The following is a 13,855-nucleotide window of genomic DNA, read 5'->3' on the forward strand; positions in this document are numbered from 1 at the left end:
ACAAACTTTGATCTGTGTTTATCTGTGTGCATCTGTAGTAAAAAACAATAACCAATAAAAAAACTAACCAAATGAATTAATGGGAAATATTGTAGAACGTTTAACCAACTTAGATTACTTTATCGTCGCCGCTTACCTCGTAATTTTAATTATTATCGGTTATAGGGCAAGTTTCTCGAAGAAGAAAAACGAAGATGAAAACTTGTTCCTGGCCAACAAATCACTCAATTGGTCCAGTATTGGTTTTAACATGTGGGGCACAAATGTTGGTCCATCCATGTTGGTTGCGTTTGCAAGTATTGGTTATTCTACAGGCATTGTGGCGGTTAATTTTGAGTGGTATGCCTTTATCTTCTTATTCTTGCTTGCCATTGTATTTGCCCCAAAATATCTGGCGGCTAAAGTAAGTACCATGCCCGAATTTATGGGCAACCGTTACGGCGATTCAACACAAAATATACTTGCGTGGTATGCCCTGATTAAAATTTTAATTTCATGGCTATCATTGGGTTTGTTTGCTGGTGGTGTTTTGGTGAGGCAGATTTTGGGCGTTCCGATGTGGCAATCGGTTACCGTTTTAGTAGCTTTTGCTGGCCTGTTCGCATTTTTTGGAGGACTTAAAGCTATCGCCAAAGTCAACGTTTTTCAAATGATTTTACTGATATGCGTTTCATTCGCACTTACTTATTTAGGTTTGGAGAAAGTTGGAGGAATAAGTGCACTATACCAAAAAACACCAAAGAATTTCTGGAACCTCGTTCAGCCTGGAAGCGATCCGCAATATCCATGGTATGCCATTCTGCTGGGTTATCCTGTTTCTGCGGTGGCTTTCTTCTGCACCGATCAATCGATGGTTCAATCGGTACTTGGAGCCAAGAATTTAGAACAGGGACAGTTAGGCGTGAGTTTTATTGGCTGGCTTAAAATACTTTCTTTACCACTTTTTATTCTCACCGGGATTTTGTGTTACGTCTTATATCCTAATTTGGGTAATGCAGATATGGCATACATGACGATGGTTACCAATTTGTTTCCTCCGGGAATGAATGGCCTGGTAATCGTGGTACTCATAGCGGTTTTGGTAGGTACGATTGGATCTTGCCTTAATTCTTTAAGTACTGTTTTTACCATGGATGTGTATGTGAAAAAAATTAACCCCAATGCTACAACAAAAGAAATTATTAAAACGGGCAGGTTAACAGTAGTTGCAGGTTGCATTTTTGCCATACTAGTTGCATTAGCAATAGATAATATTCAGGGCTTGAAATTGTTCGATGTTTTTCAGGCCGTTTTAGGTTTCATTGCTCCACCATTGTCTGTAGTGTTTTTATCAACGGTATTTTGGAAAAGAACCACTAGAAAAGCCGTTAATTTCACACTTTCAATTGGCTCAATCATAAGTTTAGGTATAGGCGTTTGTTACCTGTGGATCTTGCCCTCGTCTGAATATACATTCTGGCCACATTATCTGGTTTTGTCCTTCCTGATTTTTGCATTGCTGATGATTTTGTCGATTATTATTTCTCTTGCAGATCGTTCACCATCTGTTTACATCGTAAATGAATCACATCAGGCAAATATCGAAAAGCCAAGTCGAAGGGTGTGGATATCCTTTGGTGCATTGGCCATTGTCATGGTTATACTTTATATTTTCTTTAACGGACATTAAAAGAAGTCTGAGGTCCGATGATTACAAGAACTGGTATCGAGCAAAAAATACATATTATGAAAAACTTTAAAAAAATAATTATTCTGGGCCTTTTAAGCTGTTTTGTGATGCCAGCTTTAGCCCAAAAAGCCTCATGGATTTGGTATCCGGGTGACCTTGATATCTACATGAGCAATGTGATGCAAAACCGTAGAACCGAACGGGGGTCGTTTTTTCCAGTCTTTTGGAAAATGGATAGCCACTATGTTCTGGTAGATTTTCATAAGGAATTTAACCTTTCTCAACCTGAAGAAGTTAAGCTTTTTGTAGAAGGAACTTATAATGTTAAGATCGACGGACAGGCCATTTCTGGTTTTCCTAAAACCATCCAAATTCCTCCCGGGAAGCATAAATTGAGCCTTAAAGTTTACAATCAGGCACATGTTCCAGCGATTTTTGTACAAGGAAAAACAATTGTTTCAGATGAAACCTGGTTATCTACTTTTGAAGATAAGGAATGGATTGATCAAAGTGGAAAGGTTTCAGACAAATCAGGAACGACATTCGTTTCGGCAGGTTCGTGGAATTTGAATGATCCCAATCAGTTGCCATCGCAATTTAAATTGCCAGTGAAACCGATGGCTGCAGTTTCGAGAAAGAAAAACGATGGCGGCGAATTGCTTGATTTTGGCAGGGAAACATTTGGTTTCATTAAAGTACATGGCCTGAAAGGCAAGGGGCGTTTGAGTTTATACTATGGCGAATCGCCTGAAGAGGCTTCATCAGAAGAAAGATGTGAAACGTTGGATTATCTAGATATTGATATAGCGCAAAAGAAAGATTCGGTAATGCCACTTTCGAAAGCATTCAGATACGTAAATCGCCAAACCAGTGGAAATGTGACTATTGATTCCATCTCCATGCTTTACGAGTACGCACCTGTAACCGAAAGAGGGAGTTTTAAATCATCTGATACCGAACTGAATAAAATTTACGATGTGGCTAAATACACCTTTCACTTGAATACCCGTGAATTTTTTATCGATGGAATTAAACGCGACCGTTGGGTTTGGAGTGGTGATGCCTACCAGAGTTATCTAATGAATTATTATTCGTTTTTTGATGCACCAACAGTAAAAAGAACCTTGTTGGCACAACGTGGAAAAGATCCGGTTACTGCCCACATCAATACCATAATGGATTACTCTTTCTATTGGTTTTTAGGGATTTATGATTACTATAAATTTACAGGTGATCAAAAATTTGTGCAGGATATTTATCCTCGTATGCAGTCTTTAATGACGTATATCGATGGAAGAAAAAATAAAGATGGTTTGCTGGAATGGATGCCAGGCGATTGGATTTTTATTGATTGGGCAGACAAACTGAGTAAAGATGGTGAAGTAAGTTTCGAACAGTTATTATATGCCCGAAGCTTAGAAACGATGGCTTCATGCGCCAAACTGGCCAATGATACTGAAGGTGCTACAAAATACGATCAACAAGCAAAAGAGTTAAAAGCTAAAATATTTGATTTGTATTGGAACCAAAATAAAAACGCGTTAGTTCACAGTAGGATAGATGGTAAGCAAACGGATAATGTAACGCGTTACGCCAATATGTTTGGAATCTTTTTCGATTATTTTACGCCTGAACAAAAACTTGGTGTGAAAAAGAATGTACTCCTCAACGATAAGGTCGCAAAAATTACCACCCCTTACATGCGTTTCTACGAACTTGAAGCTCTTTGTGCCATGGGTGAACAAAGCTACGTTTTAAAAGAAATGAAAAGTTATTGGGGTGGAATGTTGAAGCTCGGTGCAACGTCTTTTTGGGAAGAATATAATCCAGATAAAAAAGGAGCAGAGCATTTAGAAATGTATGGCAGGCCATTTGGAAAAAGCCTTTGCCATGCCTGGGGCGCTAGTCCGATCTATTTATTGGGCAAGTATTATTTGGGTGTTGAACCCACTACACCGGGTTATGAAACTTACACTATCACGCCAAATTTAGGTGGCTTAGAATGGATGGAGGGAAAGGTACCGACTGCTAATGGCGATGTCTCCTTGTACTGCAGTAAAAAAGAAATTAAAATTTCGTCTGCCGTGGGAACAGGAAAATTAAGAATAGGCAGCAAAACCAAGCCTGTGGTAAAAGGTGCAGAAGTTAAGGAAGTTTCGAAAGGTGTTTATGAGATAACGATTGAGAAAGGGAGAGATTATAGTGTGAAATATTCTGGATAATGTATGTTTTTGTTTTTCGTCACTGCGAGGCACGAAGCAATCTTAATGCGGTTGTTATCCAATCCAAGTAGGATTGCTTCGAGCCAATGACGACTTTTAAAAGAGTTTACACTCCAATTCTTTGCTCAATCTTTTTAACACACTTATTTGCTTCCGCAAGAATGATATCATTTCCAATCGCCTTATCATTATTCAAAGCATTTAACATCGAAATAGTTAAACAGGCAATAATACCATTGTTGCTATCTACGCCAATCGGAATAGAAATATCCGTTACACCCGAAACGGAATCACTGTTTTTAAAATAAGAACCAGTTTTCTTAATGTCGTCGAGCGAAAGCATGAAATCTTCTTGCTGCGCTTTGCTATATTTCTTAAAGATTGAATTATTTCTTAAAGTTGTTCGCTTTTCAATATCGGGCATATAGGCCAGCAAAACCTTTCCTGATGCCGTTAATGGCAAGGGGAACAAATTTCCTTCTTCAATAGATAGGGCAATAGGCCCCGGACTTTTTGCATGGATAATCACCATCACCTGGTTCATATACAAGATACTTAAGTGGCAAGATTGGCGAATGGTATTGGCCAGTTCTTCTAATGGAAATTGCGCTGCTTTGCGCAACTCGTCCATTGGCGAATGCCTGTGCGAAAGGTAAAACAGCTTTAGTGAAAGCCTGTACTTTCCGGAAACTTCATCACGTAAAATATATCCACGACTCTCCAAACTCATTAACATCCGGTAAATTTCATTCGGCGTTTTTTCAATGCCAATGGCAATTTCAGTTTGTGAAAGGGGGATGGACTGCGCAGAAAGATGTTCAAGTATGTCTAATCCCTTATCTAATGCAGGGGCCTGGTATTTCGTATCGTTATTCATTGAAAGTAATTTAAACAAACTTAATAATTTGAAGCAAATAAAAATTAAAAATCAAAAGGAGTTATAGTATAAAAATTGTTTTTATATATGAAATAAATATTTATATTTGAGTTAATCAGATATTAAAAAGATAGATATGAGATTTGAGCTCAGCACTAACCGTTGAGCAATTTCAGTATTCGATTAACCGTAAAATTATTAACCAAATATTTACCCTAAAAAATCTTCCTATTTTTTTTTAAACAATCAAGATAATTGCTAATCAATTATCAAAAAAAAACCTAACCAAATAAATTCGATTATGAACCTAATTAACTGCAAAAGCTATTGCTTGTTTAGGCTACGCCATGTTTTAATCGCAAAAATTTTAACCATCCTCATGGTTATCGCGACAACTGGATTTGCCCAAACCTTACCAAGTAAATTTATTATCAAAGGAGTGGTTTCCTCACAAAAAGGAGAAACTTTACCCGGCGTGAGTGTGAAAGTGAAAGGTACCGACATTGGTGCAACAACCGATACCGATGGAAAGTATTCCATTTCTGCCCCTTCGGGTAATGTAACTTTAATTTTTTCTTTCGTGGGTTTTACCGTTCAGGAGGTGGCGGTAAATAACCGTACAACTGTCAATTTAGCGCTTGCCGAAGAGCAAAACGACTTAGAGGATGTAATTGTTGTGGGTTATGGCACACAAAAGAAAATAAATTTAACAGGTGCGGTAGCTACAGTTAGCGGAAAAACACTCACTGAAAGACCAGCTCCAAATGCAGCAAATTTAATTCAGGGTCGTATAACTGGCGTTCAGGTAACGCAACCCTCGGGCGAACCAGGAAGAGATAACCCGAATTTTTTAATCAGAGGGCGTTCTACCTATGGCGGAAGCACCGATCCACTAGTTTTAATTGATGGTGTGGCGGGTTCCTTCAATAATTTATCTCCTGATGATATTGAGAATGTTACCGTATTAAAAGATGCATCATCTGCCGCAATTTACGGCGCAAGGGCTGCCAACGGAGTAATATTAGTAACTACTAAAAAAGGTAAACGAGGTGAAACGGTGTTTAGCTACCGGGCCAATTTCGCCAGACATACCCCTACAGCACTACCCGATTTAATTACGAATTCTGCCCAATACATGGAAATGTATAATACAGCAGCAGCCCGCTCCGGTATCGCTTTCAGATACCCACAGGCAGATATAGATTTATATCGTAACTCGCCAGATAAAGCGCAATATCCTGATTTTGATAATCTGGATTACTATATTAATCCTGCTAATGTAATGCAGCATAACCTTTCAATCTCTGGCGGAAGTGATAAAAGTACTTTCAACATTTCAGCAGGTTATTTAGATCAGAATGCCGTTTTTAAAGGCTATAAATTTAAGCGTTACAATGCATTGCTAAACTATAATAACAACCTAACCAAAAGCATCAGTGTTGGTACAATTATCAACATGACTTATAAAGACCGCAAGGAACCACCTTTTACTGGCGAAAACATGGCCTTACTGGTGTATGCTGCAGGTCCGCTTTATGGCCCGTTTTTGCCTGATGGTAGCGGTAGGGTAGTTTCGAGAGCTTATGCAAACGAGGGCAGAAACCGTAACCCACAAGAAGCTTACGCCATGGGAGAACAAACGACCAAGGAGTATAATGTGAATGCCCAGGCGTATATCGATATTAAACCTTTTGAAGGCTTAACCTGGAGCTCAAAAGTTGCAATAAATTATGTTGATGAATATTACAAAATGTATCAGCATCCTTACTCTGCCTTTCTCTTACAAGATCGAGCACCTTTGACCAATGAATACGTTGCAAATTCTTTCGGTCCTGATATTTTAGGTGTTACCGATCAGTATTCGAAGGTTTTAAATCCAACTGTATACTCCACATTAACCTACGAAAAAACCTTGGGTACAGGGCATAACCTTAAAGCTTTAGCGGGTTTTGAACAGTTGTCCTATAAAAATCAAAATTTAAGAGGCAGAAGAATTAATTCTGTAGCACCAATTCTGGAAGATCTTACAGGTTATTCTGCCTCAGGAGAATCGTTATATTTTACGCATCCGAGGTTACCGTCTTTAGCCGCACCATCAGAATGGGGTATGAGATCATTATTCGGAAGAATTAACTACGATTTTAAAGGGAAATATTTATTGGAGGCTAACTTACGTTACGATGGAACATCGAAAGTTTCGCCAGATTACCGCTGGGGCGTATTTCCATCCTTTTCTGCCGGATGGCAGGTATCTGAAGAAAGCTTTTTAAAAGATAAATTAAGCTGGTTAAGTAGTTTTAAAATCAGGGCTTCTTACGGTACACTGGGCAATCAGGATATTGGAACTTATCTCTATCAGGATAATATTATCATTAATAACGTTAATTATCCTTTCGGTAATAGCGCACTTCAACAAGGTGGGGTGATAAATGATTTCAAAGATGTTAGTTTAAGATGGGAATCAACCAGAAGTATTGATGTTGGTTTCGATCTCAATATTAAAAATGGTCTTTTTGGAGCAACCTTCGATTGGTTCAGACGTTCTACTTTCGATATTTTAGCCAGACCAACCGTACCATTAAGCTTAGGTTTAGGTGCATCAACTGTTAACGATGGAAAAATGAGAAGCCAGGGTGTTGAGTTGGCTTTAACGCACCAAAACAAAATCGGCGAATTTACTTATAGCTTAAATGCGCTAATTTCTACTGCTAAAAATAAAGTGATAGAACTGAGAACACCAGCAAAAGGCAGTACCATTAACGAAGTTGGATTACCTTACTCTTCATTCTATTTATATCAATGGGATGGTATTTTCCAGGTTGAAGATATTGGTAACCCAAGTGTACCTGTACATGAGCTAAATCGTAGTCCGAAAGCGGGAGATTTAAAAATGAAGGATGTAAACGGTGATGGAATCGTAAACGCAAACGATAGAATAGTGGTAGATGGTGCTTATCCTGATTTTAACTATTCTTTCGGTCTAAATTTAGGTTATAAAAGATTTAGTTTCAGTGCATTTTTTCAAGGAGTTGAGGGTATAAAAAACCGTGTAAATAACTGGGGTGTCGACCCTTTTCAACAAGGTACAGCACCAACTACAAAGTTTTTAAATGCTTGGACACCAGAAAACAGAAGTAATACGGTGCCTGCCATTTATGTTGCTGGTTATAGCGGAGTGGCACCTTATGCGGCATCAACTTACTATTTGCAAGATGCATCTTATTTACGACTTAAAAATGTAATGCTTGGTTTCGATGTACCGGTTAGTGCTATTTCTAAAATCGGAATCAAAAGCTTAGGTGTTTACGTATCTGCCGATAACCTATTCACCATTACAAAGTACGAAGGAGGAGATCCGGAGAGAGCCAGTTCTACTGGAAATCTGGCGCAATATCCGCAAACGAAAATTTTTAATGTTGGCTTAAATGTTAAATTCTAAGAGATATCTCATGAAAAATAAAAATATAATATTGTGTTTTGTATTCGGATTACTAACATTCGGATCATGCAAAAAAGATTTTTTAGATAAAAATCCATTAAACAGTGTTTCTTCTGAAATCTTTTGGGGTTCAGAAACTGATGTGCAAACTGCTTTGGCTGGTGTGTATTCTCGCTTACAGCAAAATTTTTTGGGTTACGAAAGAGTATATCTAGATGCATTAAGCGATAATGCTTTTCCATATCAAAATACCAATCAAGCAAATTTGCTTGAAATGACAACTGGAAGTATTTCGCCAGGATTAAGTGGCGTTTTACCAAATCTTTATTCATCTCCATACAGAGCAATTACTTCTTGTAATTATTTTTTAGATAATGTAGATCGGGCCCCTGTAACAGAAGCAAAGAAGAATGTTTATAAAGCGGAAGTTCGTTTTATAAGGGCTTTAGCTTATTTTGATTTGGTGCAGAATTTTGGAGGTGTGCCAATTAATGAGCATTACCCAAAAACTGTTGAGGATGTAAAAATTCCGAAGAGTACAAAAGAGCAGGTTTATTCTTTTATACAACAAGATCTAGACTTTGCTATTGCTAATCTTCCAAATGATAAATATAATGGTCATGCAGTAAAGGGGAGTGCAGAAGGTATTAAAGCCAGAGTTTTAATTACCCAGCAAAAATGGGCAGAAGCTATTCCGGTTTTAAAAGAAATTATGACTGACAATAAATTTGCACTTTCTAATAATTATGCAGCGTTATTTAAAACAAGCGGACAAGCTACGGCAGCTGTAAATACCGAAATTATGTTTTCTACCCAGTACCTTGCGCCAACCAATCCGCAAAGAACTTCTCCTGGCGCAGGTGGTATGGACATTGAATTGGGATGGTTTTCTCTCATTCAACCTTATAAAGATTTAGCCGATGATTACGAAATGACAGATGGAAAACCAAGTGCAGAATCACCTCTTTTTAGTGCTGCAAATCCCTACAATAATCGCGATCCCCGGCTAAATTTAACCATGAAACTCCCTGATGAAATTTGGAGAAATACATCAAATGTAATTTGGAATGGATTTGCACAATCTTTTACCGGGTTTTTAATGGAAAAATATGTCGATTTATCAAGAGCGCCAATTACCTCTGGAACTGCTACATTAACTGATCAGGATTACATTCATTTACGATATGCTGATATATTGTTAATGTATGCCGAAGCGCAAAATGAAGTTAGTGGCCCCGACGCTACAGTTTATAAAGCAATTAATGATGTGAGACAACGTATCGGTATAGCAATGCCAGCTACTGATCAAACGAAATATAATACCCAGGCTTTGCTTAGAAATTATATCCGCCATGAAAGAAGAATTGAATTTGCGCTTGAAGGCCAGCGTTATAATGATTTAAAACGATGGAATATTGCGCATATAAAATTGCCTACTTTGCGCACACCAGCCGGAACAGCATTGATTTTTGAGACCAAAAATTATGTATTGCCATTTCCATCATCAGAACTAGATAATAATCCGAAATTGATTCAAAATCCTAATTATTAAATTACCAGCAGCAGCTAAGTATTAATAATTAGCTGCTGCTACTTATTTCGCTACAGAATTATTACAACGTTATCACTTTTCATATTTAAAAAAATTATTTATATTTGAATTAGTAGCGTAACTAGGTTTAACGTTTAACTATAAACCTGAATGTTGACATAAAGAATTAATTTCTTTTGTTGTTTTTGAAGCTGATAACCAATTATAAACCTAGGTAAAACATCCAAAAGATGTAAGTTATTTAATGAGCAAACTATTCATCTTTTCCTGGCTATTCTTATTTAGTTTTTCGCTGTACGCGGAAGAAATTACGGTTGCTCGTCTAAGTTTAGGCTATCGTAATAATCCGATCGGAGTAGATTTTACTTCGCCAAGCCTAAGTTGGAAATTACAATCTGATCAACGAAATGTGACGCAGGCAGCATACCAGGTTCTGGTTTCGAGCAGCGTTACAAAGTTGAATCAAAATATTGGCGATGTTTGGGATACCCGGAAAGTAAATTCTGCACAATCCATTCAGATAGAATATCAAGGCGCTAAACTTTTATCAACCAAAACCTATTACTGGAAAGTTAAGGTATGGGATAATTTTGGAAATGTATCTCCCTGGAGCGCCACTGCTTATTGGCAAATGGGTTTGCTAAATATTGAGGATTGGAAGGGCGCAAAATGGATTGCGTACGAAAAACTGGCAGATTCGAACATCAATGTTTTACCTGTTGATGGTAAAAAAGATAAATATACCGGGACCAATGTACTGCCAATGTTCCGTAAAGATTTCTTTGTTACTAAAACCATAAAAAAAGCAACGGCTTTTATTTCGGGTTTAGGTCATTTCGAAATGAGTTTAAACGGCGAAAAGGTTGGCGATGATTTTCTTGCGCCGGGATGGACGAAATACGATAAAGAAGCACTGTATGTTACTTACGATGTAACCAAACAGATTAAAAAAGGGCAAAATGCTGTTGGTGTAATGCTTGGAAATGGTTTTTATTATGTTCCTCCGGTTAAAGAACGATATAGAAAACTAAAGGTAGCTTATGGTTATCCGAAAGTGATTTGCCGTGTTTTGGTTAAATATACAGACGGTACTTCTGCAAATATCATCAGTAACAAGAGTTGGAGAACGGCTCCTTCACCGGTTACATTTTCAAGTATTTATGGCGGTGAAGATTACAACGCAAACCTCGAGCAAAAAAACTGGAATGTAGCAGGATTTGATGATCAGCAATGGAAATCGGCTTTGTTGGTCGATGGACCGAAATTAAATGCCCAAAACGAAGATCCTGTAAAAGTTTTTGAATATACCTCTTCTATAAAAACTACTCGTGTTCCTAACGGTGAATGGGTTTACGATATGAGGCAGAATTCATCATCGATAATAGAATTGAAAGTTCGCGGTAAAAAAGGCGATACTATTCGCATTACACCAGCAGAGTTAATTAAAGAAGATGGCTCGGTGACGCAAAAAAATATCGGTGGCCCATCTTACTTTACCTACATCTTAAAAGGTGATGGAATTGAAATATGGAGACCAAAGTTCTTCTACACCGGATTTAGATATTTGCAAGTGAAAGGCGCTAACCCCTTCTACACGGAAAATGATCCAAATAAAACTGCAATTTTAAATATAAGAGCCTATCATGTTCGAAATGCTGCAGAACAGGTGGGAGAATTCAATACATCAAACGACCTTTTTAATAAAACCTTTAAGTTGATTGATTGGTCGATCAAAAGCAACATGGTGAGTGTTTTTACCGATTGTCCGCATCGCGAAAAACTTGGATGGTTAGAGCAATTGCATTTAATGGGTAATTCCGTAGGCTACAACTACGCTGCGGCGCCACTATTCAAAAAAGCCCTGGAGGATATGAGGAATTCGCAATTGCCTAACGGCCTTATTCCAGAAATTGCGCCAGAATATGTGAAATTTGAATGGGGAGGCGATATGTTCCGCGATTCTCCAGAGTGGGGAAGCAGTGGCATTCTACTTCCCTGGTATTTATATCAATGGTATGGCGATAAGCAAGCAATGATTGCTTATTATCCAATGATGCAAGGCTACATTAACTACCTTGCAACCAAAGCTAACAACCATATTTTATCACAAGGTTTGGGAGATTGGTATGATTTAGGGACAAAACCTCCAGGTGTTTCTCAACTCACTCCAATGGGGGTTACCGGCACGGCGATCTATTATTACGACTTAAAAATTTTAGAAAAAATGGCTATACTTCTGGGTAAAAAAGCAGATGCTTTAAGTTATTCAAAATTGGCGGTTGAGGTAAGAAAATCTTTTAATGATAAGTTTTTCGATCCTAAAACCAAGCAATATGCAACGGGTTCGCAAGCCGCGAATGCCATGGCGATTTACATGGGGTTGGTAGCAGATCAGGATAAAAAAGCAGTGATTGATAATTTAGTAAAGGATATTAGAGATCGGAAAAACAGTTTAACAGCTGGCGATATCGGCTACCGCTATGTTCTTCGAGTTTTAGAAGAGGCAGGAAGATCAGATGTGATTTTCGACATGAATAGCCGCTCTGACGTACCTGGTTATGGAATGCAAATTGCCAAAGGTGCAACCGCTTTAACAGAATCGTGGGCTGCACTTCCAACGGTTTCGAATAATCATTTTATGCTTGGGCACTTAATGGAATGGCTTTACAGCGGCATCGGTGGTATTCGTCAGGCTGAACATTCAGTTGCTTTTAAGCATATTGTGATTGAGCCGGAAGTAGTTGGAGACTTAACTTCTGCAAATGTAAGTTACGATTCTCCTTACGGGAAAATAGCAACGCAATGGAACAAAATTGACAAAAACTTTACGATTGAGGTAAATATTCCGGTTAATACGAAAGCTGATATATACTTTCCAGGTAAAACAAAACAAACCATTACAGATGAGTTAAATCCAAAGATGAATGCCTTGAACGGCAAGGCAAAAATTACAATAGGTTCTGGACATTATAAGTTTATCTGTACAAATGAATAAGTTTATCATCATTCTCTTTTTGGTTTTTGAGGCATTCAGTGTGCAAGCTCAGGTTGCAAACTCTGTTCCTCAGGCAGATATGGAAAAGATATACCAGGAAGTTAAAACGCCTTTTAAGTATGGCCTGGTAATGGTTCCTCAAGATAATGACCATAAAATGGATTGCCCGACTATATTTAGAAAGGGAAAATACTGGTTTATGACTTATCTTATCTTTAGCGGACGTGGTTACGAAACTTGGTTAGCAAAAAGTGAAGACCTTTTGCACTGGGAAAATCAAGGCAAATTGATGGCATTTGGCAACGATGGTTTGTGGGATGATAATCAGAAAGCGGGTTACAACGCATTGCTAGATATTAAATGGGGTGGAAACTATGGTGTAAACCGGTTTGATGGCAAATATTGGATGTCGTACTTTGGTGGAAAAGAGAAGGGCTACGAAGTAGAACCACTTTCAATAGGGATGGCTTACGCAAAAAATCATCCATCAGTCGTGCAAGAGTGGAGTAGGCTGGATAAGCCTGTTTTAACATCGGGGGATAAGGATGTTCGTTGGTGGGAAAATAGAAACAAACTCTTCAAAAGTACAGTTATTGAAGACCCAAAACGGTTGACTGGACACCCCTTTGTAATGTATTATAATGCCGTTGGCGATTCTTTGGTGAATAATAAAAAAACACGTTGGTACGAACGAATTGGAATGGCAGTTTCAGATGATATGGTTCATTGGCAGCGTTTCAACAAAAATCCTGTGGTACATCATCCTGTTGGAATTACGGGCGATGCGGTAATCCAAAAGATAGGCGCCAACTACGTGATGTTCTATTTTGGTGCTTTTTGGCAAGATAGAAAAGGATCATTCAATCGTTTTGCGGTATCTAAAGATTTAATTAACTGGACCGATTGGACCGGAGATAATTTGATTGAATCATCAGAGAAATATGATGAGTTGTATGCTCATAAATCTTTCGTATTAAAGTATAAAGGAATAGTTTATCATTTTTATTGTGCGGTAAACAAGCAAGATCAACGCGGAATCGCGGTGGCAACCTCGAAAGATTTAGGTAAAAGTAAAATGAACTTTGTAGGTGAAAATTAGAA

At 38.1% G+C, this 13,855-nt stretch carries 7 protein-coding genes; 6 read left to right on the forward strand and 1 reads right to left on the reverse strand.

All coding sequences use genetic code 11. The features are described from left to right. The first annotated feature begins 79 nt into the window (after nt 1-79). Both AC3ITD_RS06455 and AC3ITD_RS06460 read left to right on the forward strand, forming a co-directional pair. Nucleotides 80-1,669 carry a sodium:solute symporter family transporter gene (locus tag AC3ITD_RS06455; protein WP_265801139.1) on the forward strand — a complete coding sequence of 530 codons (1,590 nt, stop codon included), beginning with the start codon at nt 80-82 and terminating at the stop codon, nt 1,667-1,669. 56 nt (nt 1,670-1,725) lie between these two features. After that, on the forward strand, nt 1,726-3,891 hold the full coding sequence (locus tag AC3ITD_RS06460; RefSeq protein ID WP_489365067.1) for an alpha-L-rhamnosidase-related protein: 2,166 nt from the start codon (nt 1,726-1,728) through the stop codon (nt 3,889-3,891). Nucleotides 3,892-3,997: 106 nt separating this feature from the next. Here AC3ITD_RS06460 and AC3ITD_RS06465 read toward each other — a convergent pair whose 3' ends face one another. After that, nucleotides 3,998-4,768, reverse strand: coding sequence for an IclR family transcriptional regulator (locus AC3ITD_RS06465; protein ID WP_265801137.1), 771 nt, complete (start codon nt 4,766-4,768; stop codon nt 3,998-4,000). Between the two features lie 301 nt (nt 4,769-5,069). Here AC3ITD_RS06465 and AC3ITD_RS06470 point away from each other — a divergent pair, with 301 nt between their 5' ends. The 4 genes from AC3ITD_RS06470 to AC3ITD_RS06485 all read left to right on the forward strand — a co-directional run bounded on the left by AC3ITD_RS06470 (nt 5,070) and on the right by AC3ITD_RS06485 (nt 13,853). Further along, nucleotides 5,070-8,207 (forward strand): SusC/RagA family TonB-linked outer membrane protein, encoded by a 3,138-nt coding sequence (locus AC3ITD_RS06470; protein ID WP_489365069.1) that lies wholly within the window; start codon nt 5,070-5,072, stop codon nt 8,205-8,207. A gap of 10 nt (nt 8,208-8,217) precedes the next feature. After that, nucleotides 8,218-9,759, forward strand: coding sequence for a RagB/SusD family nutrient uptake outer membrane protein (locus tag AC3ITD_RS06475; RefSeq protein WP_489365071.1), 1,542 nt, complete (start codon nt 8,218-8,220; stop codon nt 9,757-9,759). 244 nt (nt 9,760-10,003) lie between these two features. Next, nucleotides 10,004-12,754: a family 78 glycoside hydrolase catalytic domain gene (locus tag AC3ITD_RS06480; RefSeq protein ID WP_489365073.1), complete on the forward strand. Its 2,751-nt coding sequence runs from the start codon at nt 10,004-10,006 to the stop codon at nt 12,752-12,754. Next, a complete protein-coding gene (locus tag AC3ITD_RS06485) occupies nt 12,747-13,853 on the forward strand; it encodes a glycoside hydrolase family protein (protein ID WP_489365075.1) in 1,107 nt (368 codons plus the stop codon). The genes AC3ITD_RS06480 and AC3ITD_RS06485 overlap by 8 nt, the downstream gene beginning before the upstream one ends. Nucleotides 13,854-13,855: the final 2 nt, after the last annotated feature.

Source organism: Pedobacter sp. KH_004 (genome assembly GCF_057840755.1).